This window comes from Pseudomonas sp. MWU12-2345, from assembly GCF_023242385.1.
Lineage (GTDB): Bacteria > Pseudomonadota > Gammaproteobacteria > Pseudomonadales > Pseudomonadaceae > Aquipseudomonas > Aquipseudomonas gingeri_D.
In genome coordinates this window covers 305,974-327,295 of the sequence record NZ_JALLJA010000002.1, presented here as the reverse complement: position 1 = coordinate 327,295, position 21,322 = coordinate 305,974, and the positions used below count along the sequence as shown (strand labels likewise).

The 21,322-nt window shown below is 59.1% G+C and carries 22 protein-coding genes and 1 pseudogene; 14 read left to right on the top strand and 9 right to left on the bottom strand.

The window, feature by feature from the left end:
* Window positions 1–20: 20 nt before the first annotated feature.
* Together M5C71_RS07810 and M5C71_RS07805 are read right to left on the bottom strand one after the other, a co-directional pair.
* On the bottom strand, window positions 21–881 hold the full coding sequence (locus M5C71_RS07810; RefSeq protein ID WP_248767583.1) for an SDR family NAD(P)-dependent oxidoreductase: 861 nt from the start codon (window positions 879–881) through the stop codon (window positions 21–23).
* Between the two features lie 4 nt (window positions 882–885).
* Entirely contained in the window at window positions 886–1,806 is a 921-nt protein-coding gene (locus M5C71_RS07805; RefSeq protein ID WP_248767582.1) for an alpha/beta fold hydrolase, read from the bottom strand.
* Window positions 1,807–1,939: 133 nt separating this feature from the next.
* Here M5C71_RS07805 and M5C71_RS07800 point away from each other — a divergent pair, with 133 nt between their 5' ends.
* The 4 genes from M5C71_RS07800 (at window position 1,940) to M5C71_RS07785 (ending at window position 6,007) form a co-directional block, all read left to right on the top strand.
* The gene (locus tag M5C71_RS07800; RefSeq protein WP_248767581.1) at window positions 1,940–2,956 is read left to right on the top strand and encodes an AraC family transcriptional regulator; all 1,017 of its coding nucleotides are present in this window, start codon (window positions 1,940–1,942) and stop codon (window positions 2,954–2,956) included.
* A 715-nt stretch (window positions 2,957–3,671) separates the two neighbouring features.
* The gene (locus tag M5C71_RS07795; protein ID WP_103498557.1) at window positions 3,672–4,226 is read left to right on the top strand and encodes a carboxymuconolactone decarboxylase family protein; all 555 of its coding nucleotides are present in this window, start codon (window positions 3,672–3,674) and stop codon (window positions 4,224–4,226) included.
* A 58-nt stretch (window positions 4,227–4,284) separates the two neighbouring features.
* Window positions 4,285–5,007: an SDR family oxidoreductase gene (locus tag M5C71_RS07790; RefSeq protein ID WP_248767580.1), complete on the top strand. Its 723-nt coding sequence runs from the start codon at window positions 4,285–4,287 to the stop codon at window positions 5,005–5,007.
* 112 nt (window positions 5,008–5,119) lie between these two features.
* Complete coding sequence (locus M5C71_RS07785; RefSeq protein ID WP_103498559.1) at window positions 5,120–6,007, top strand: LysR family transcriptional regulator; 888 nt, start codon at window positions 5,120–5,122, stop codon at window positions 6,005–6,007.
* A gap of 37 nt (window positions 6,008–6,044) precedes the next feature.
* Here M5C71_RS07785 and M5C71_RS07780 read toward each other — a convergent pair whose 3' ends face one another.
* Complete coding sequence (locus M5C71_RS07780; protein WP_248767579.1) at window positions 6,045–6,701, bottom strand: peroxiredoxin-like family protein; 657 nt, start codon at window positions 6,699–6,701, stop codon at window positions 6,045–6,047.
* A 272-nt stretch (window positions 6,702–6,973) separates the two neighbouring features.
* On the opposite strand from M5C71_RS07780, the gene M5C71_RS07775 reads away from it, so the two are divergent.
* Window positions 6,974–7,618 carry a glutathione S-transferase family protein gene (locus tag M5C71_RS07775; protein WP_103498561.1) on the top strand — a complete coding sequence of 215 codons (645 nt, stop codon included), beginning with the start codon at window positions 6,974–6,976 and terminating at the stop codon, window positions 7,616–7,618.
* 254 nt (window positions 7,619–7,872) lie between these two features.
* Here M5C71_RS07775 and M5C71_RS07770 read toward each other — a convergent pair whose 3' ends face one another.
* The 3 genes from M5C71_RS07770 to M5C71_RS07760 form a co-directional block, all read right to left on the bottom strand.
* The gene (locus tag M5C71_RS07770) at window positions 7,873–9,099 is read right to left on the bottom strand and encodes a type II toxin-antitoxin system HipA family toxin (RefSeq protein ID WP_248767578.1); all 1,227 of its coding nucleotides are present in this window, start codon (window positions 9,097–9,099) and stop codon (window positions 7,873–7,875) included.
* Window positions 9,099–9,422, bottom strand: a complete 324-nt coding sequence (locus M5C71_RS07765; protein ID WP_103498563.1) for a helix-turn-helix domain-containing protein — start codon at window positions 9,420–9,422, stop codon at window positions 9,099–9,101. The genes M5C71_RS07770 and M5C71_RS07765 overlap by 1 nt, the downstream gene beginning before the upstream one ends.
* 96 nt (window positions 9,423–9,518) lie before the next feature.
* Entirely contained in the window at window positions 9,519–9,719 is a 201-nt protein-coding gene (locus M5C71_RS07760; RefSeq protein ID WP_248767577.1) for a DUF3077 domain-containing protein, read from the bottom strand.
* A gap of 517 nt (window positions 9,720–10,236) precedes the next feature.
* On the opposite strand from M5C71_RS07760, the pseudogene M5C71_RS07755 reads away from it, so the two are divergent.
* Window positions 10,237–10,368: pseudogene (locus M5C71_RS07755) on the top strand (TetR family transcriptional regulator); the annotation flags it as partial.
* An 86-nt stretch (window positions 10,369–10,454) separates the two neighbouring features.
* Here M5C71_RS07755 and M5C71_RS07750 read toward each other — a convergent pair.
* Complete coding sequence (locus M5C71_RS07750; protein ID WP_103499766.1) at window positions 10,455–11,150, bottom strand: glutathione S-transferase family protein; 696 nt, start codon at window positions 11,148–11,150, stop codon at window positions 10,455–10,457.
* A gap of 147 nt (window positions 11,151–11,297) precedes the next feature.
* Window positions 11,298–12,044, bottom strand: a complete 747-nt coding sequence (locus M5C71_RS07745) for an SDR family oxidoreductase (RefSeq protein WP_152740978.1) — start codon at window positions 12,042–12,044, stop codon at window positions 11,298–11,300.
* 139 nt (window positions 12,045–12,183) lie between these two features.
* Between M5C71_RS07745 and M5C71_RS07740 the strand changes: the two genes are divergently transcribed.
* The 8 genes from M5C71_RS07740 to M5C71_RS07705 all read left to right on the top strand — a co-directional run bounded on the left by M5C71_RS07740 (window position 12,184) and on the right by M5C71_RS07705 (window position 20,349).
* Window positions 12,184–13,086: a LysR family transcriptional regulator gene (locus M5C71_RS07740; RefSeq protein WP_103497586.1), complete on the top strand. Its 903-nt coding sequence runs from the start codon at window positions 12,184–12,186 to the stop codon at window positions 13,084–13,086.
* A 103-nt stretch (window positions 13,087–13,189) separates the two neighbouring features.
* Complete coding sequence (locus tag M5C71_RS07735) at window positions 13,190–13,639, top strand: hypothetical protein (RefSeq protein ID WP_103497585.1); 450 nt, start codon at window positions 13,190–13,192, stop codon at window positions 13,637–13,639.
* A 673-nt stretch (window positions 13,640–14,312) separates the two neighbouring features.
* Window positions 14,313–14,789, top strand: a complete 477-nt coding sequence (locus tag M5C71_RS07730; RefSeq protein WP_103497584.1) for a formate dehydrogenase subunit gamma — start codon at window positions 14,313–14,315, stop codon at window positions 14,787–14,789.
* Window positions 14,786–16,348, top strand: a complete 1,563-nt coding sequence (locus M5C71_RS07725; protein WP_247263492.1) for a formate dehydrogenase beta subunit — start codon at window positions 14,786–14,788, stop codon at window positions 16,346–16,348. The genes M5C71_RS07730 and M5C71_RS07725 overlap by 4 nt, the downstream gene beginning before the upstream one ends.
* Complete coding sequence (gene fdhF / locus M5C71_RS07720) at window positions 16,345–19,239, top strand: formate dehydrogenase subunit alpha (protein ID WP_248767576.1); 2,895 nt, start codon at window positions 16,345–16,347, stop codon at window positions 19,237–19,239. Before M5C71_RS07725 ends, fdhF begins: the two co-directional genes overlap by 4 nt.
* Window positions 19,236–19,457, top strand: a complete 222-nt coding sequence (locus tag M5C71_RS07715; protein ID WP_103497581.1) for a formate dehydrogenase subunit delta — start codon at window positions 19,236–19,238, stop codon at window positions 19,455–19,457. The genes fdhF and M5C71_RS07715 overlap by 4 nt, the downstream gene beginning before the upstream one ends.
* A 191-nt stretch (window positions 19,458–19,648) precedes the next feature.
* Window positions 19,649–19,945, top strand: a complete 297-nt coding sequence (locus tag M5C71_RS07710) for a type II toxin-antitoxin system MqsR family toxin (RefSeq protein WP_103497580.1) — start codon at window positions 19,649–19,651, stop codon at window positions 19,943–19,945.
* A gap of 2 nt (window positions 19,946–19,947) precedes the next feature.
* On the top strand, window positions 19,948–20,349 hold the full coding sequence (locus M5C71_RS07705) for a type II toxin-antitoxin system MqsA family antitoxin (RefSeq protein ID WP_103497579.1): 402 nt from the start codon (window positions 19,948–19,950) through the stop codon (window positions 20,347–20,349).
* A 189-nt stretch (window positions 20,350–20,538) separates the two neighbouring features.
* Here M5C71_RS07705 and M5C71_RS07700 read toward each other — a convergent pair whose 3' ends face one another.
* Complete coding sequence (locus M5C71_RS07700; RefSeq protein ID WP_248767575.1) at window positions 20,539–21,306, bottom strand: ATP-binding cassette domain-containing protein; 768 nt, start codon at window positions 21,304–21,306, stop codon at window positions 20,539–20,541.
* Window positions 21,307–21,322: the final 16 nt, after the last annotated feature.

Here is a 21,322-nt window from a genome sequence, read left to right as displayed (position 1 = left end):
CTTATGCAAGTAGTAGGACATCAACTTGGGGTCTGGGTGCGAACAGATTCTTCCAACTCGTGAAGCAATCTTTGCAGGCGGGCATGGCGTGCCAGATGCCAGTCGGTGAAAACGTTGAACAGGCCGCGCATCAGGGAGATGGGCGCCCAGCGAGCCGGTACCACGATGCGCGGCTGGCGCTTTTGCAGACCGCGCACCACGCCACGTGCCACCTTTTCCGGTGCAATCGCCCGATGCAGAAAGGCCGGCAATAGGGCCTCGTTCATCTGGGTGGCGATGGCGTTGCCACCGAAGGCAACCTTGGCAATAGCGGTCGCCGTCCAGCCGGGATAGAGCACACTGGCGCTGGCCCCGGTCGCACTCAACTCAGCGCGCAGCGAGCGGGTCAGCGACTCCACCGCCGCCTTGCTAGCGGCATAGGGCGCGTTGGCCACGCCGTTCAAGTAGGCATAGGTCGACGACGTGACCAGCACCTGACCCCGGTTGCGCACGACTTCCGGCAGTGCGGCGCGCATCGTGTGCCACACCCCAAACAGATTCACTTCAATGATGCGGCGGAACTCCACTTCGTCGCAGATGCGTAGGGTCTCCGGTACACCTCGCCAGGAGATGCCGGCATTGGCGAAGGCCACATCGAGACGACCGAAGTGTTCGACTGCCTGCCGCACCACTGTCTTTGCCGCCTCGGCGTCGGTAACGTCGAACGCCAGCGGCAACACGCGTTGGCTATTGAACTCTTGAGCCAGTTGGTGCACCGCGTCCTGCGAGGTATCGGTTAGCACAAGGCTGGCGCCATGCGCATAGAGTTCGCGTGCACTGGCGGCACCGATGCCGCCAGCTGCGCCGGTGATCAGCACCACTTTGCCTTTAAGATGGTACATATTCTTATCTCTTCGTTGGGATGCTTGGCACGTTGCGCTTGAGGAAGTCGAGTTGATCACTCACCACCTGCTCGAAGGCTTCGCCCACATAAATATCGAAATGCCCATGGGCATAGCGCTTGATCTCATGACGTGGCGCGCGTCGGGCGTGACGCAGCGTCCGCTTCGCCGGTGCCACGCTGTCGGGATCACACACGCAAAACAGCACGGGGACCTGGATACGTGGCGTGCTGTGCCCTGGGTAGTAGCGAATGATGTCCAAGGCAAAGCGCGCAGCGGCCTCTTTGCGGATACACGCACCCGACGGGATCAGTCCGTTATAGCCACTCCAGGCATCCGGCGATGTCATGAATGCCGTATCGCCAGGTTGACCGGTAAGGGGCACAAGAATGGGCTTGGCGCCGAACCACGAGCCCATGCGGTCGGTCAAGGCCAACACGGTGAGTCGAAGTGACACCAGGGGTTCGGTGGCCAGAAAGGAGCTCAGGCCGTCGGTGAAAGGACATTGGGAGATGACTGCGGTCACTCTGGCATCATCGGCGGCGGTGGCCAGCACATGGCCGCCACCAAACGAAGTGCCCCATATAACAATCCGCTGCGGGTCGACATCCGCGAGGTGGCGAGCGTGATCTATCGCGGCTTTCCAGTCCTCGAGCTGGCGGTCGATATCCAGCAGTTGCCGTGGCTCGCCTTCGCTGTCGCCGAAGTGGCGATAGTCGAACACCATGCAAGCGTAGCCGGCGGCGGCGAAGCGTTCGGCAAAGGCAGGCAGACGCATCTTGCGCGTCCCGCCAAGTCCATGTGCCATCACCACCATCGGGAAAGGTCCGGCGCCCAATGGGCGATAAAAGTCGGCAACACAACGCGAACCGTTGGAGAGGAACTGGATTGTCGCCGGTGCGAAAAGATCGGTGATCGTGCTCATGAACGGCATCTGCTGGAATGGCTGGGGTGCCGTCATTCTCGACAGCTGCCGCAAGGAAGGCTTGACGGTATCCGACGCCCCGCTTGACACTTTGCGCCAAACAACAAAAGGCCAACCAGCCTAAAGAGGCCCGATGAGCCAGCCTTTGTATCGGCGCGTGGTGCCAGAGACCTACGTGCAACTGCTTTATGAATACCTGGAGGCGCTCGGTCATGAGCCCGAGTCGGTACTTGGCCAGCCCTGGCCCACACCTACCCAAGAGGGGGCCGGCGGCGTTAACGTGGAATGCTGGGATCGCTTGTTGGTGAGCGCGGCGCAAGTATTAGGCGATCCACTGTTAGGACTGCACCTCGGTCAAACCATCAGCGCCCGGCATATCGGTGTGCTCGGATCGGTGCTGCTGGCCTGCGGTAATCTCGGTACAGCTCTGCAACGCTTGGAACGCTACATTCGCCTGGTATACGACGTCATTCCCATGACTCGCCGCGACGGCGATGGTTGGTTCGAGCTGGTCTGGGATGTCAGCCAGTATCAGCCCGGCCCCTTGGTGAACGAAGTTGGTATGGTTGCCATCGTGCAGTTCTGCCGTGCCTTAGTGCGCGGCACCGCCAATCCGTTGCGGATCGATTTCAGTCACCCCGGGCCCCTCGACTTCAGCCCGTATGAAGCTTTCTTCGGCTGCCCGGTACGCTTCGGCCAGGTCGAGGCGGTCCTGCGTTTCTCCGCGCAACTGCTTGAGTTGCCCTTAAAAAGCCCCGATCCGGTGCTGGTCTCCCTGTTGGAACAGCATGCGGATCGCCTACTGGCGCAGTTACCACAGCAAGAGGAGTTCGTGGAACAGCTGCGCAAGGTCATCACCCATGCCCTGCGCAAAGGTGAGCCGAGTATAGAGCGGATAAGCCCCCAACTGGGCACCTCGTCACGCACGCTACAGCGCCGTCTACAAGAGGCCGGTACCAGCTATCGTCATGAACTGAACCTGGTCCGCCAGGAACTGGCGCTGTCGTACCTGCGCGATCCACGCCTGCAAATCGTGGATATCGCCATGCTGCTGGGCTATTCGGAGCACAGCGCCTTTACTCGCGCCTTCAAGGAATGGAATGGAAGATCGCCCCATGAGGCCAGGCAACTGAATTCGGAACCTTACTGAGCAGGGAGTCCGTGGAGGTAAGGACGGCTTTAGGGAGCAGGCCAGTATCTGATCAGCCCTGGGACTTCATGCCCTTTATGAGTGGCTGCAGATGGCCGATTCTGTTGAAAAAGTCGACCTGGGCTGACGGACCATGCATTGAGTGGTGAAAACGTCATTTTTTGCACGCTGCCACGTGAAAACTGAGTCCTGAACCCTCTGCTCGAAACACGGTTTTCAATCTCAGACGCGTACTTTTCTGCCGTGGAAGCCGAAGCTGTTATCGCTGATGCAGAGTTAACCCAGATGCCGACTTAAAGCTGCTCCATCAGTGATCAACTCAAAGTCAGACCTGCTAATACTTACAACGCCAAGGCTTGGGTCAGCCAAATTTCGGTAGCCGGGTCAATTGGGTATCAGCGACAACATGGCGGAGGTATGTAAGTCGAAAAATTTCAGTCGGTATAGGAGATCGTTCACAGCCCCAAGCTAGATGGCAATCTACCCGAAGTGCATTACGACCATTCAGAGATAACGTCTTGGGCTGCGGCAAAATAAATCCGTCATCATTTCCATTGACAGCGAGATTCTAAAATCGCCAGCCGGACAATATGTCCATGTCCTGCTTTATTCCCAAATCGCATGAATCATATGCCCCGCCGCGACGTTCCGCAGCCCCGCCAAGAGCAGCAAGATAGCCCCAGCACTCTTGCTGACCCACTCAAGGAAAACTGCGATGACCACTTTCACTCGTTACACACTCGACACCGCCCCTGCTGCCTCCAAGCCCATTCTGGAAGCCGTGCAGAAAGCCTTCAGCTTCGTACCGAACCTGCAAGGCAACATGGCTGAATCGCCAGAGCTGCTGGCCGGTTACAGCCAACTCTGGGACCTGTTCGGCAAGAGCACCCTCACCCCGCACGAACAGCAGGTCGTGTACCTGACCTCCAACTTCGAAAACAACTGCCACTACTGCATGGCCGGGCATACCACCCTGGCCAAGATGATCGAGATGGCACCCGAGGTCATTGCCGCTCTGCGCGCCGGCAGCGTCATTCCGGATGCTCGCCTGGAAGCCTTGCATGTGTTCACCACGGCGGTCGTGCGTGATCGCGGTTTCGTCAACGACGCCGGTATCGAAGCCTTCCTGGCTGCCGGTTTCACGCGGCGCAACGTGCTGGAAGTGGTACTGGGCGTCGCCACCAAGGTCATGAGCAACTACACCAACCATCTGGTGCACACCCAGCTCGATCCGTTCATGAAAGGCAACGAATGGACCAAGCCAGCCTGAAACCTGCCTTCGGCCTTCACTCGGCCAGCCCCTGCACGGGCTGGTCCCAGGAGCACTCATGAACAAGCGAACCTTTTTGATCACCGGCGCCAGCAAGGGCATCGGCCTGGCGTTGGCACAGACACTGGCAAACGCGGGTCACCGCGTCGTGGGCGTCGCCCGGCACGCTGAGGGTGTCGATTTCCCCGGTATTTTGGTACCGGTTGACCTGGGAGATCGCAAGGCGACCGAACAGGCCTTGGCGACGTTAACCCAGCAGTATGCTTTCGACGGGCTGGTGAATAACGTCGGTCTGGTTCGCCCGCAGCGGCTGGGTGAAGTGGATCTGGACGATTTCGATGCCGTGATGCGGGTGAATCTGCACTCGGCGCTTCTGGCCACTCAGGCGCTGCTGCCCGGTATGCGCGAGCGTCAATGGGGCCGGATCGTCAACATCTCCAGCCTGACCGTACTGGGCATTACCCATCGCACCGCCTATGCCGCCGCCAAGGCCGCACTCATCAGCTTTACCCGGTCGTGGGCACTGGAACTGGCCACAACGGGTATCACCGTCAACGCCGTTGCCCCTGGGCCGACCGAGACCGAACTGTTCCGCGCGAACAATCCGCTCGGCAGTGAAGGTGAAGCCCGCTACCTCTCAGGCATCCCTCTGCGGCGCTTCGGCCAACCCGAAGAGATAGCAGCAGCCATCGCCTTCCTGCTTTACGAAAGCAGCGGTTTCATCACCGGCCAGACGCTGTTCGTCGACGGTGGCGCATCAATCGGCAAAGCCGCATTTTAGCCAGGGTTGCGTTGCGCACGCCTTGTTGAGATAAACCACCCGCTGCGAGCGAAGCCCCCTGCTTCGCTCGCTTTTTTTGCTATGAGTTTTTAACTGTTTCAGGTGGAACGACATGGATCGATTGGCAGCAATGGAAACCTTTGTCTGCGTGCTCGAAGCGGGGTCGTTTTCCGCGGCGGCGCGGCGCCTCAACCTCGGCCAGCCCGCGGTATCGAAAACCATCGCACAACTCGAAGATCGCCTTGGCGTGCGGCTATTGCTGCGCTCTACTCGCGGGCTTACACCGACTGAAGCCGGCACCGCCTTCTACGAACGTGCCAAGCGTGCCATCGAGGAAGCCCACGAAGCCGACCTCGCCGCACGCGGTGCGGGCAGCGGCCTGCACGGCACCTTGCGGATCTGTGCGGCGGTGACCTTCGCGCGTCTGCATGTGCTGCCGTACCTGGGAGTATTCCTCGATGCACACCCCGAGCTGAACATCGATATCGTTCTGGATGACCGCACCGTCAATCTCGTCGAGGAAGGCATCGATGTTGCCTTGCGTATGGGAGCGTTAGCCGACTCCAACCTGATCGCCCGCAAGATCGGTGAATGTCAGCGGCTGGTGCTGGCCACCCCTGCTTACGTGCTAGCCCATGGCAAACCTTGCAACCCTACTGATCTGGCGCAACACCAAGCGGTCGTTTTCGCCCAGGCAGGCGGCGGTGAGCACTGGGCCTTCAAACAGGGCAGCACGGTGCAGTCGGTGACGGTTAGCGGGCGGGTACGGGTCAGTGCGGCGGAGGGTGTGCGGGCAGCGGTGCTGGGGAGTCTGGGCGTAGCATTGACGTCCCAATGGATGTTCGCAGAAGAACTGGCCAAAGGCGAAGTGGTACCCCTGCTGGAGGATTGGCAGTTGCCGCCGCTGGATCTGTGGGCGGTGTTTCCTACCGGGCGCCTGGCCAGTGCCAAGGCGCGGGCATTCGTTGATTTCGTCGCGGGCTTGATGAGCCAACAATAAGCTAGGCCGCCCGAAGGCGGCCTTGAGGGACTCGATATCAACCGCGTAATGCAGGCAGCAACTCAGTGGGCTCTGGACGCAGCGTGTAATCGGGATTCACCTCCGCGTACAGAATGATGCCGTCCTGGCCGATGACGAAACGACCCGGCATCGGCAAGGTCCAGCTCTGATCACCGTTGATGACCGGCAGGTTGTTGCCCAGGCTCAGATAGAGTTCAACCAGGTAGTCCGGCAGTTTGAACCGCAGGCCGAAAGCAGCCGCTACTTCATTACCGCTGTCGCTGAGGATCGGGAACCCCAGGCCGTTTTGACGTTGCGATTTGCGGCTGTTGGCTTGGCTCTGCGGCGAAATCGCCACCAGGCTGGCACCGCGCTCCTGAAAGGCCGGAAGTGCCTGCTCCAGCGCTTGCAACTCCATGTTGCAGTACGGGCACCAGACACCACGATAAAAGCTGATCACCAGCGGCCCGCGCGCCAGCAGTTCCGCCGACGACACCAGATTGCCCTGAGCATCAGGCAGGCTGAATACCGGCGCCACATCACCGGCCTTGAGCGCACGCTCGGCCTGGCCGCTGGCGATCAGCTCGGCAGTGGCCCGGTGCATCACTGCATGCACGGGTGCCGGAGCATTGTAGGGAGGTTTGCCGGCAACGAAGTCGGCCTTGAAAGCATCCAGTTTGGCTTGAAGGGTCATGAGTATTTCCTCGGTAGGTTGATGTATCGAGACTCATGATCGCGACATCGCCGCTCGCCCAGTAGAGAGCTGGCCTGCATAGGAAATATGCCCATCAGGAATGCCCTTCACGACTCACCTTGCGCAAGCGATGCCTATTCCAGCGGGGAATGATTCATATCCCCACCAGCTGCCTGCCCTATTCCAACCTTCCTCGGCAGAATGATCTCCATCGTAGCCAATTGGCATGAAGCCCTATTCCGTTGGACTCATTCTCAATCCAGGAACACCCCATGTTCATCGTCCATGCGTTTGCCACCCCCAACAGCGTCAAAGTCTCCATCGCTCTGGAAGAGTTGGGGCTCGACTACCAGTTGCAGCCGGTCAACATTCGCCAAGGCGAGCAAAAGCAGCCGACATTCGTTGCTCTGAATGCCAATGCAAAGGTACCGGTGCTGGTCGATCCCGATGGCAATAACGGCCAGCCCATGGTCCTCACCGAGTCGGCGGCCATTCTCGTCTACCTGGCCGAGCGATATGGCCGGCTGCTACCTACCGATGGTGTGAAGCGCGCCAAAGTCTTTGAACAGCTGTTCTTTCACGCCAGCGCGCTGAGCCCTGCTTTCGGCCAATCCGGCTATTTCCAGAAACTGGCCGGCGAGCCGAATCCGGCGGCCGTTGCCCGCTTTCACGGTGAGGCCAAACGCACACTGGCCGTGCTGGACGGCGTGCTAGCGTGCAACGCCTATGTAGCGGGAGATGAGTTCTCAATCGCCGATATCGCGCACTACGGCTGGCTCTGGCGCAAAGAATTTGCGGCTGTCGATTTCGCTGAAAGCCCGAACGTGGAGCGTTGGTTCAACGCCGTCACCCGGCGATCCTCCGTCGCACGCGGCATCGAACGCATCAATGCCCTTCTTCCGGACCACAAATCATGAGCAATCAGCCGCTGTTCCCCCCCACCACGATGAGCCCTTTCACACTGGAGCACCTAGCAGATCGGATACAGTTCGACTGAGTAGGACTTCGATTGGCTGAGGCTTGAGGAAAAACCAGATCTCTTCTTATAGCCGGTACCCAACAGAAGAAAGCTTGTATCCCTGAGGATATAATCTGGCTGCAAGCCACGTAATATATGGAACCCTCGAGTCCCCCTCGGCAAATATTTCTTGCAGTGATCTGTTTCCGACTGTCACGCCAACAACCGAGCTCCACTCGTTGCCGCGACCGCCGCATCCAACTCAGCCCCCGCAAGGTGTTGGGCATAGTGATCCTTCAGATCCTGCTCCCAGTCAGCAACGTCATCGAGAATGACTGCCGCCTCATCTTCAGTGAGGCCGAAATGACGATGATGACTGAGCAGATTGGATCGACTGAGAAGATGCCCCTGCATACCCACGGACATCGCCAGCGCCTGAGCCGGCCCCTCATCCAGCACCGGCACGACGTCATACATAGGCGCGAGCCGCCAGGCGCCGTCCTGATAGATCACCGCATGGTTACGCGGATGATCATCGCTATTCCCAACCAGGGCGTTGTAGGCCATGCGCCGAAACAGTTCACGCCGATCGAAATCAGATGCGCCACGGCGATACAGCTCGTCAGCCAGTGCAGCGTAGATCCAGCCTGCACTGGCCCGCGAATGCCATTCAGCGTCCAACAAGGTCAACCCACTCATCATGGGAATACGGCGGAACCGCTGCTGCCCCTCAAGCCACTCCCGGTCGAAACGCTCGACCAACAGCGTGTTGGCGTTCTCACCCCGGTGCAATGCCGTGCGAGCCACGTTCAAACCTCTATCCGCAGCGAATGTCATGCAGGCGAACTCGAAGACTGGCAGATCGTAGTGGTCAAACTTGTCACGCGGCTTTGCCAGGATCAACTTGTGGTCGGTGCGAAAGGTACGCTTCGGCCGGGCGCCGCCAACAGAGGAGCGCTGATCGCGGATTTTCAGTACCTCCAGTTGCTCGGCGGTCAGTTGGCTGTCATAGATCGCCGCACAGACTTCAATGAAGTGGTCCAGGCCTTTGGCCTCCAACATTTTCATCGGTTTCTCGCCGATCCCCGGCCGAGGTGTACGCTGCTCACCCGCCATGATGTTACCCGCACGGTCCTCGTTGGGAGATCTCAGAAGCAGCTGAATCGGGTCAAGCGGGCCTTGAGTCGTACGTCGTAGCAAGCGCTCCCCCCAGCCGTCTGGCATAGCGTCGTCAATAAACCCAGGCACTCCGCCGTTCTTGCGCACGATGAACTTCCTGTTGGACAGCGGAAAACGGATCGGATCAGGGACCCAGACGCTTCCCTCCACCGCCTCTGGCGCATAGACAAAAGTGCCCTCTTTCCCGGCGAGGGTGAGCTTGCCCAAGGTCACCGTCTCGCCGATGACCGGACACTCCATGTAGATGTAGACGCTCGACATCAGAATGCCTCGTCACGACTGCGCGGAACCCGCACTCGCTTGGTACTGTTTAAAGAAAGCTGCTCGGACTCGAACCCAGGGTCCTCCAACAGGGCCTGGAACACCCTGTCAGAGATGCCGACCGTGAACAGGACCAGCATGAAGTCGTGCAGAGAAACCCCCTCGGCTTTGCCCGCTTCGATATGGCGTACCGCGCGTAGGGAGATATCGGCCTGCTCAGCAAGATCAGCCTGCCTGATCCCCATACGCAGACGCGCCTCCTTCACCAGCATACCTATACGATAGAGCAATGATGCGCTCTGAACCGGGAAATAGCCTTTCATAAGATGATACCAAATGAATTCTTATGGCAATTAATGTAGCATTTAATGAAATACTATGATCAAAATCTAAAAAATTAAGAATCACGAAAACACACCTTAATCAGCATAAGGTGTCATAAAATGATATTCTATTTTTAGATAGCACAGGGAGAGTCCCTTACTCAGGCTCGCCAAGCCAGCACTTTCGCTCGTACGAATGGGAACGCCTGGGTTCACACGGAATAGTTCACGACCTTGGGAGCCGCACTGGGAAAAAGTGATGACACCAAGGGTTTTGCTTGTGGGTGGATTGGTCATTGGACACCTCCGGCGTGGACCCGGGTGCCGAGGGTTAGAACATGCAAAGTCGACCCATCAAAAACGTTCATACGCAGGACTCCTAATGTGAGGGAGCTACCACGTTCGTTTCCAGGCGAATGGGTGGCAGCTGTACGCAGGCTGGAAACCGGGACAATAGGAAAACCCGGCAGACCCAAGGGCCTCCCGCGCACAGCCGCCATAACACGCAGAGACTGGCACAAAAAAGCACCAGCAGTCGTGATGAATGGTGGCGCCTATGCGCCCATTGTTCCACAGGTTTCCAGGCCCGGCCGCTGAATTGGCAGCGACAGGAAAAAGGTAGCGCGCACAGTGGGGAGCTGCAATGTGAGTGGTGGAGGTATGTAAGTCGAAAAATTTCAGTCGGCGTAGAAGATCGTTCACAGCCCCAAGCTAGACCCTAATCTACCCGAAGTGCATTACGATCATTCAGGGATGACGTCTTGGGCTGCGGCAAAAATAAATCCGTCACCATTTCCACAGTCACCATTTCCGCAATGAGGTCGCCCAGCGGGCGAAGATATCCAAGCTAAGCATCTATCGGCACTTCGAGAACAAGGAGGTGCTGTTCAGCGCGGCCATCGCGGCCCACTGCCAGCAGTTTGCACCACAGGCCCTCTTTGAAGGCTTCGGCGATTAGGAGCTTAATTGCCCCGGCCAGCCTGGCCAGCGCCCCTGCTGGCCAAGCTGGCGGCGGCGCGATCGCATCGGCATTCAAAGGGGGTGCGTTTCCGATGCAGTAGCCAAGAGTGCTCTTGCTTCCTGCAAGTGCTTGCGGAACCGGATGACATAGTCCTCTGCAACTGCCGCCTGAATGCTGAAACGGCTGGCCAGCGCACGACGCCAATCAGCCACTCGACTCAGTCCATCGAACAACTGATGATTGGGCTCGAATCCAAGTATGTCGAAATAGCGAAAAACTGGAGCCACGGCGATGTCGACCATGCTGAGCCTCTCGCCGGAGAAATAAGGGCCGTCCGATATTTCACTGTCGAATCGTTCCAGCTTTCCTCTCAACGCTGCAGATTTGCCAAGGGCTGTCTGCTGGTCGGTGGCGTTCAAAAATCCCCATGCATCCGCCAGCGTGGCAGAGGCGAATTCGATCCATGCACGGTGTTGTGCTCGGATCAACGCATTCATTGGATGTAACGCAGGTTCCGGGTACACCTCCTCCAGGTATTCGCAAATGGCGACGCTCTCGAATAGAACGGACTCGCCTTCACTGCCGTCTGGAACCTTGAGCAGCGGAACCTTACCGCTTGGCGACATCGCCAGAAACCAGTCCGGCCTGTCGCGAAGATCGACATCGATACGCTGAAAGGTAATACCTTTTTCGAGTAACACGATGGCCACTCGCTGAACGAATGGGCATAACGGATGGCTGACAAGTGTGAACTGTGACTGTGGCATTGGAATAGACCCACTGAAGAATCAAAGCCCGCCGCCACGAGTGGGGGCGGGCCGTATAGAAGCTACGTCCGTGACTTCAAGAAAGCCTGAATGGCAATCAATTTTCCGTAAAAGCGCAGGAGACGTTCCTTCGCGTATCGTTGGCAGCTAAAGCGAGCGGCCACCGTCGACGATGAGTTCCGAGCCAACCGTCCATCGTGACTCGTCTGACGCCAGGTACAGCACGGCCTTGGCCACTTCCTCGGGCGTACCAAACCGGCCAAACGGAATGGTCGCGGCGATATCCTGGTTGAGCTGTTCGCGATAGGCATCGGGAATGCCGAGCTTGTCGTAAAGCGGCGTATCAATCGGACCAGGGCTGACTGCATTGAGGCGAATACCACGCGGGAGCAGTTCGCTAGAAAGCGTCTTCGACATGTTCAGGAACGCGGCCTTGGTCGCGCCATAAACTGATGAACGCGCGGCGCCGAGGTGTGCACTAACCGAGGTATTGAGAACCACCGACGCAGGGTTCGCGAAGACTGGTAGCAATGCCTGGATCAGAAAGTACGGCCCCTTAACGTTGATGTCGAAGGAGCGATCGAACATTTCCTCCGTCCACTCTTCGATCGGCAGCCAAACGGATACGCCTGCATTGAGAAAGGCAACATCGAGTTGGCCATAGTGAGCCTGAACGGCCTGCGCCAGTTCCTTCTGCGCATCGATGCTGGCTGAGTCAGCACGCAGTACCAATACTTCGCTTCCCAGTTCCGCCTGGGCCTTTGCGATGGACTCCGGATTGACTCCGGTAACGATCACGCGCGCGCCTTCGGCGAGGAACTGCTTAGCCGTTTCCAGGCCAATGCCGCTGGTGCCGCCGGTGATGAGAGTGCGTTTGCCTTGCAATCGGGACATGTAAGTTTCCTTTTCGGTTTTTCACGGTCAGTCGATGTACTGACCTGCTAGAGGGAAACTATGTATTCATACCTGCGCGTTGATAAGATGGCCTATTCGAATACATTTCATGCTGGTATTGCATGAATGAGAGGCCTAGATGGATCGACTACTGCTGATGACCTGCTTTGTTCGCGCTGTTGAGACAGGAAGCTTCTCGGCTGCGGGGCGTGACCTGGGGCTCGGGCAGCCTAACGTCAGCCGCTATGTGGCGGCGCTGGAAGATCATTTGCAAACCAGGCTGCTTCACCGATCCACACGAAAGCTTGCCCTCACCCCCGAGGGAGCACGCTATTACGCAGATGCCCGGCGCATTCTCGATGCCGTGGAAGAATCGGAGTCGTCCTTCAGGGAGAACGTCGCCCCGTCCGGATTGTTGCGAGTCGCCTGCCCGACCGCGCTAGCCCATGCATTCGTGGTGCCGCATGTATCCACATTTCTGGAGCGCTATCCAGAGTTGACGCTCGACCTGCAGATCAATGATCGCTATGTGAATCTGGTCGACGAAGGGGCTGAACTGGCGATCCGCATCGGACATCTGGAAGACAGCGCAATGCGTGCCCGGCCGCTAGGCTGGTTCGAGCGTGTATGCGTTGCCAGCAAGGGATACCTGGCCAAACGCGGAATCCCCACGACGCCCAATGATCTGAGAACGCACGATTGCCTGATCTACACCCTGCTGTCGACAGGCACCACATGGCGCTTTCGGGATATCGATGTTCCCGTTTCTGGCAGGCTTCGGGTCAACTCGCCTGAGGCCATACGAAAGTGTGTAAACGAGGGACTGGGGATCGCACAGGGGCCCGAATGGCTTTACGAGGAAGGGCTGAAAAATGGCAATCTGCGGGTGTTGCTTAGGGACTACGCAGCTCCGGCTGTCCCCGTGCAAGTCATTTACGTTGCCGACCGGCTTCTCCCCAAAAGGGCCATTGTATTCATGGATTTCATCGCCGAGGTGTTCGCAAAAAACTCTGCATTTAACGATCAACCCAGACCATCATAATTGCAGTAGTCAGCTTGGTGTGCTCATGACGCCCGACTAATCATGAAAATTCGCCAGGTGCCGGTTCGGCAGATGGGGATCTGATGTATAAGTGGAAAGGCTTATGACCATTTATCCGCTATTAGCTGTTTTTAGTATATTTTTCATGCTCTTTGGTATTGGCTTGTCAACCTATGTCGTCAATACAAAATTGGATCTGGTCGAGCCCTACTTCAATAATAATGCAATGATAATCGGTGATCGCCGCTGGTGGGGCGGAAGCTCGTTCAAAGATCGCTCGATGAGACAAGGGGTGATCAGCATGATGATCATATTCCCCAAGATGTTTATCTGGCGTGGGCTCTTGACCCAACAAGAGGTCGATGCCATTCCGCCGAAACTCAAGCGATGGATCAAAGCCCCATTGTATTTTGAGATCCCTTTTTTTCTTGCCGCTATCGCATTCTGTATAGGGGAACAATTCCAGCGAGCGTTAAACCATGCAAAGCGTGTATATACTCGCTACCCAACTACACCGACGCTCAACCCGAGTCGCTCTATAATCACTCTATAATTCACCATAATCTGCCCCACCCCTTCTAAACCGGGCACTATAATAGGTCTATAATTGCTCTATAATTCTCTATAAACCGGTCCTGAGCAGGAGCGTGCCAATGTCCGAACTTGATTTCTTGAGAACGAAGACCTGAAGCAAGCACCCATTGTGTGACCGCATTAATCAAGATATGTCAGTGCAAGGCAATCTCTTGGTGCTTCTGGAAACCTTCGGTCACACCCAAATATTGCGAGCGGAAAAAGGTCTCAGTAAAATGAGTTTCCACGTCGATGCTCTCTGTGAGATATGCAAGCTGGCTTTATGCCAGACTTGCGGAAAAAACCGCCCTACTAAGGCGGTTTTTTTTCGCCTCCACTTTCTGGAAAAAGAGGCACCCCGCCCCCTCGTGGACAACACCTCGGTCAGCACTCATCTAGACTCAACAGGCGGTCGCAAAAAGAACCGCGTACGTCGCTTTGGTGCAGGCGAATCATAGGCCGCGTGGCAAGCTGCCTTTTATGCCCTGAAGAGGTGCGGCAAAGACCGCATCGGGCCCAACAAGATGCCCGCCCAGGGTGCCTGGCCAACGGCCTGAAATGCCACGATACCGTGACGTGGCGTGAGTGCCGCAGCCGACACTTTCGGACAACCGACAACCGCCTGGTTTGTCCGTGACCGTGAGGAATGCCGTATGCCTGATGAGATGTTGCACCTGCCTATGGTCAACAACGTGCTGGAGCGCCACAAGGGCTCCCCCGGCGCACTGTTGCCCATCCTTCATGAGATTCAGGCGGGCATCGGCTACATCCCCGATGCCGCCGTCCCCGAGATTGCCCACGCCCTCAACCTGAGCCAGGCCGAGGTACGCGGGGTGATCAGCTTCTACCACGACTTCCGCACCGCGCCCCCGGCCCGGCATATCCTGCGTCTTTGCCGTGCCGAGTCCTGCCAGAGCCGCGGCGCCGAGCAGCTCGCCGCGCAGTTGCGCGAACGCCTGCAACTGGACGACCACGGCAGCAGTGCCGACGGCAACATCAGCCTGCGCCCGGTCTATTGCCTCGGCGCCTGCGCCTGCTCGCCGGCCCTCGAACTGGATGGACAGGTGCATGCGCGGCTCAGCGCCGAGCGCCTGGATGCCCTGCTCGATACCTGCCGGGAGGACGCATGATGCCGAGCCTCTATCTCCCCGCCGATTCCCTTGCCCGTGCCGTGGGTGCCGATGAGGTCGCCGTGGCCCTGGCCACCCAGGCCCGCGAACGCAATCTGCCGCTGGACCTGCAACGCACCAGCTCCCGCGGCCTGTACTGGCTGGAGCCGCTGCTGGAAATCGACAGCGCGCAAGGCCGAATCGGCTTCGGCCCGCTGACGGTTGCCGATGTGCCGTCCCTGCTCGATGCGCTGCAAGGCGATCCATCCGCCCATCCCCTGGCCCTGGGCCCGGTGGAACAGTTGCCTTATCTGAAGACACAACAACGCCTGCTGTTCGCCCGTGCCGGGATTACCCGGCCGCTATCTCTCGAGGACTACCAAGCCCACGGCGGCTTCGAGGGCCTGACCCAGGCCATCGCCCTGGGCGGCGAGCAGACCGCTACCGCCGTGTTCGACTCAGGCCTGCGTGGCCGTGGCGGCGCAGCCTTCCCCGCCGGGATCAAATGGCGCACGGTGCGCAGCGCCCAGGCGGCGCAGAAATACATTGTCTGCAACGCCGACGAAGGCGACTCCGGCACCTTCGCCGACCGCATGTTGATGGAAGGCGACCCCTTCCTGCTGATCGAAGGCATGGCCATCGCCGGTATCAGCGTCGGCGCCAGCTACGGCTACATCTATGTGCGCTCGGAATATCCACAGGCCGTGGCCACACTGCGCGACGCACTGGATATCGCCCGCGCCGCTGGTTACCTCGGATCTAATGTCAGCGGCAGCGGCCTGGCCTTTGATATGGAAGTGCGCGTCGGTGCCGGCGCCTATATCTGCGGCGAGGAAACCGCGCTGCTGGACTCCCTCGAAGGTAAGCGCGGGATCGTCCGCGCCAAGCCGCCGATTCCCGCTCTGAAGGGCCTGTTCGGCCTGCCGACCCTGGTGCACAACGTGCTGACCCTGGCCTCGGTGCCACTGATCCTGGCCAAGGGCGCACAGTTCTATCGCGACTACGGCATGGGCCGCTCCCTGGGCACCATGCCCTTCCAACTGGCAGGCAATATTCGTCACGGAGGCCTGGTGGAACGGGCCTTCGGCCTGACCCTGCGGGAACTGGTGGAAGACTACGGCGGCGGTACAGCCAGCGGCCGGCCGCTGAAGGCCGCCCAGGTCGGCGGCCCTCTCGGCGCCTGGGTGCCGCCCAGCCAATTCGACACCCCGCTGGATTACGAAGCCTTCGCCGCCATCGGTGCCATGCTCGGTCACGGAGGTGTGGTGGTAGCCGACGATAGCCTGGACATGGCCCGCATGGCGCGCTTCGCCCTGCAGTTCTGCGCCGAGGAATCCTGCGGTAAATGCACCCCTTGCCGCATCGGCTCGACCCGTGGCGTGGAAGTCATTGACCGCCTGCTCGCCGCACCGGACCAGAACGGTCGTGATACCCAGGCGCTCATCCTCAAGGACCTGTGCGACACCCTGCAATACGGCTCGCTCTGCGCACTGGGCGGCATGACTTCCTACCCGGTAGCCAGCGCCCTCAAGTACTTCCCCGCCGACTTCGGTCTGCAATCCTCGGAGGCCGAGCAATGATCACTCTCTTCGACCCGAATACCGATATCGACCTCGGCACCCCGGCCCGCGACAGCCAGGTGCAGGTCACCCTGAATATCGACGGCCGCAGCATCAGCGTGCCCGAAGGCACCTCGGTGATGCGCGCCGCCGCGCTGCTGGGCACCACCATTCCCAAGCTGTGTGCCACCGACAGCCTGGAAGCCTTCGGCTCCTGCCGCATGTGCCTGGTGGAGATCGACGGCATGCGCGGCTACCCGGCGTCCTGCACCACGCCGGTCAGCGAAGGCATGAGCGTGCACACCCAGACGCCGAAGCTCGCCACCCTGCGCCGCAACGTCATGGAGCTGTACATATCCGATCACCCGCTGGACTGCCTGACCTGCTCGGCCAACGGCAACTGCGAATTGCAGACCGTCGCCGGCCAGGTCGGCCTGCGGGAAGTGCGCTACGGCTATGAAGGTGAAAACCACCTGGCCGACCAGAAGGACACCTCCAACCCCTATTTCGACTACGACCCGAGCAAGTGCATCGTCTGCAACCGCTGCGTGCGCGCCTGCGAAGAAACCCAGGGCACCTTTGCCCTGACCATCACCGGACGCGGCTTCGAATCCCGGGTCTCAGCCGCTGGTGGCGAGAATTTCCTCGACTCGGAATGCGTGTCCTGCGGCGCCTGTGTGCAGGCCTGCCCCACCGCGACCCTGATGGAAAAAAGCGTGGTCGAACTGGGTCAGCCCGAACGCGCCGTGATCACCACCTGTGCCTATTGCGGTGTCGGCTGCTCGTTCCGTGCCGAGATGAAAGGCGACAAGCTGGTGCGTATGGTTCCCGACAAGAACGGCCACGCCAACCACGGCCACTCCTGCGTCAAGGGACGTTTTGCCTGGGGCTACGCCAGCCACCCGGATCGCATCACCAAGCCGATGATCCGCAAGCACATCAACGATCCCTGGCAGGAAGTCAGCTGGGATGAAGCAGTAACTTATGCCGCCAGCGAATTCCGCCGGCTGCAGCAGAAATACGGCCGCGACTCCATCGGCGGCATCACCTCCAGCCGCTGCACCAACGAAGAAACCTACCTGGTGCAAAAACTGGTGCGCGCCGCCTTCGGCAACAACAACGTCGACACCTGTGCGCGGGTCTGCCACTCGCCGACCGGCTATGGCCTGAAACAAACCCTGGGCGAATCCGCCGGGACCCAGAGTTTCGACTCGGTGATGCAGGCCGATGTGATCCTGGTGATGGGCGCCAACCCTAGCGATGCCCACCCGGTGTTTGCCTCCCAACTTAAACGCCGCCTGCGTGAAGGCGCGCGGCTGATCGTTATCGACCCACGGCGCATCGACCTGGTGGACGCCGTGCATGGTCGCGCCGACCTGCACCTGGCCCTGCGCCCGGGCACCAACGTTGCCATGCTCAATGCCCTGGCCCACGTCATCGTCACCGAAGGGCTGCTCGACCAGGCCTTTATCGACGCCCGCTGCGAGGGCAACGATTTCGCCCGCTGGAGCGAATTCGTCAGCCGCGCGGAAAACTCGCCGGAAGTCCTGGGACTTGTCTGCGGCGTCGCCGCGGCCGATATCCGTGCCGCCGCCCGCCTGTATGCCGGCGGCAACAACGCGGCGATCTACTACGGCCTGGGCGTCACCGAACACAGCCAGGGCAGCACCGCGGTGATGGGTATCGCCAACCTGGCCATGGCCACCGGCAATATCGGTCGCGAAGGCGTGGGCGTGAACCCGCTGCGGGGTCAGAACAACGTGCAGGGCTCCTGCGACATGGGCTCCTTTCCCCACGAGCTGCCCGGTTACCGGCATATCTCCAACGAGGTGGTGCGGGCGCAGTTCGAACAGGCCTGGAACGTCAGCCTGCAACCCGACCCGGGCCTGCGTATTCCCAATATGTTCGAGGCGGCCCTGGGCGGCAGCTTCAAGGGCCTGTACTGCCAGGGCGAAGACATCGCCCAGAGCGATCCCAATACCCAGCACGTCACCGCGGCCCTGTCGGCCATGGAATGCATTGTGGTGCAGGATATTTTCCTCAACGAAACCGCCAAGTTCGCCCACGTGTTCCTGCCGGGCAGTTCGTTCCTGGAAAAGGATGGCACCTTCACCAACGCCGAGCGGCGCATCTCCCGAGTGCGCAAGGTCATGGAACCGCTGGGCGGCAAAGCCGACTGGGAAGGCACGGTGGCCCTGGCCAACGCCCTGGGTTACCCCATGAACTACAAGCACCCTTCGGAAATCATGGACGAAATCGCCAGCCTGACGCCAACCTTCACCAACGTCAGCTATGCCGCGCTGGATAGCCATGGCAGCCTGCAATGGCCGTGCAACGCCGAGGCACCGGACGGCACGCCGACCATGCACATCGAGGAATTCGTGCGCGGCAAGGGCCGCTTCATGCTCACCGGCTACATCCCCACCGAGGAGAAGGTCAACAATCGCTATCCGCTGCTGCTGACCACCGGGCGCATCCTCAGCCAGTACAACGTCGGCGCCCAGACCCGGCGCACCGAGAACGTCGCCTGGCACGACGAAGACCGCCTGGAAATCCACCCGAGCGATGCCGAGAGCCGTGGCATCAACGAAGGCGACTGGGTCGGCATCGGCAGCCGCGCCGGACAGACCGTACTGCGCGCGCGGGTCACCGAACGGGTCGCCCCGGGCGTGGTGTACACCACCTTCCACTTCCCTGAATCGGGGGCCAACGTCATCACCACCGACAACTCCGACTGGGCCACCAACTGTCCGGAGTACAAGGTCACCGCCGTCGAAGTCAGCCGTGTCTACCACCCTTCCGAGTGGCAGAAACGCTATCAGGCATTCAGCGACGAACAGCATCGTTTGCTTGATGAACGTCGCCATGAGCGCGGCGCCGGAGCCGGAGCCAAAGCCGAGGTGCGTCGATGAGCACTGAAAACCTGATCAAGATGGCCAACCAGATCGCCCAGTACTTCGCCACCGAACCGGACCAGCAACAGGCCGTGCTCGGCGTGCGTAATCATCTGCAGATGTTCTGGACACCGGGCATGCGCAAGGAGTTGCTGGCCTGGCAGACGGAGCATCAGGGCGCTGACTTGCACCCGCTGGCGCAGGCGGCGGTCAGTGGCGCGGGGTGGGAGGCTTAGGTCCACACAATCGCTTGGGGTTGCCCCCCCTGGTCGGTGACGACAGACCAAGGGGGCATTTCAACGCCTTTCAAATCTTGAAATACACCTCCAAAGCCCCCTCCATCACTACGGAGTAAGCTGGTTTCCAATACAGCCGAAACGCCCACCAAATTGCCAAATAAAAACCTAATAGGTTAGTATCTAATCTCATGGAAAAACGCATCCCGCATTGCAAGCTATCCATCGTCAAAGCCTTGGTCGAAGCGGGACAAGTACGCACCACCCACACCGCACGAGCGGGCGCGAATGAGTTGGGGCTAGAGCTGCCAGATATGCTGGCGGTCGTGACGGCGCTGACAGCAACGGACTTCTACAAGAGCATGACGACCCATGCCGATCACATGATCTGGCAAGACGTGTACCGCCCCAGCACGCAGGTGGGCGACGTGTATTTAAAGCTGACGGTTATCGATGACGTGCTGATCGTGTCCTTCAAGGAGTTATGAACATGAAATGTCCTGTTTGCGGCGCGGCGGAGCTGATCCACGATACACGTGACCTGCCCCATACCTACAAGGGCGAAACCACCACGATCACTGCGGTGACAGGCGACTTCTGTCCGGCGTGCGCCGAATCGATCCTGGATATGACCGAATCAGATCGCGTCATGCGTGAAATGCGTGCTTTCTCGAAACAGGTCAACGCAGCCATTGTCGACCCTGGATTTATTGCCAGCGTACGCAAGAAACTCTCTCTTGATCAACGAGAGGCGGCTGAGATCTTTGGCGGGGGAATCAATGCTTTCTCTCGATATGAGAATGGTAAAACCAGACCCTCGTTGGCGTTGGTGAAACTGCTCAAGGTGCTGGACCGTCATCCTGAACTGCTGAATGAAGTCAGAATGGCCTGAGGTCCTGGGGCTCGCACTCCAGCTATACACCTTGTGTTCGTTTGAAAAAAGACCTTGAGTTTCAAGGTCTTTTTTTCGACGGCTGGAAAACAAAAAATACTGTATTGCTATAAATTCCGAGTTTGCTCGCGATGAACGATGACGTACGAAACCTACCAATACTCCCCCTGATTGCTCAACCCGGCATCACTACTTAAGACTCCCCGCCAGAAACTGCTGCAACCGCTCGCTGCGAGGCTTTTCAAAGACACTGTTCGGGTCTCCCTGCTCCTCTATCCTGCCCTGATGCAAAAAAACCACATGGTTCGACACCTGTCTGGCAAATGCCATTTCATGGGTGACTACCACCATCGTCCGGCCTTCCTCCGCCAACTGCTGCATGACCTTGAGCACCTCGCCCACCAATTCAGGGTCCAGGGCCGAAGTCGGTTCATCGAACAGCATCACCTGGGGCTCCATGGTCAGCGCACGGGCGATGGCGACACGCTGTTGTTGGCCACCGGACAGATGGGCCGGATACTGGCTTTCGACCTTTTCCGCCAGGCCGACCTTCGCCAGGTAATGACGCGCCCGCTCCAGGGCCTCCTTGCGAGCGAGACCCAGCACACTCATCGGGCACTCGATGAGATTCTCCAGCACCGTCATATGGCTCCACAGATTGAAGTGCTGAAACACCATCGACAACTGGCTGCGCATCCGCTGCAACTGCCGGGGATTGGCCGCACACAAGTCGCCCCCCGAGTTCTTGCGTGTGAGCAGTTCCTCGGCATTGACAGTGATGCGCCCCGCCGACGGCTGTTCGAGCAGGTTGATACAGCGCAGGAAGGTACTTTTTCCAGAGCCCGAGGAGCCAATGATGCTGATCACATCACCCGCCTTGGCCTTGAGCGAGACCCCCTTGAGAACTTCATGGCTGCCATAGTTTTTATGCACATCTTCAACGATCAATTTATACATTCGAGCCAATCCGCTT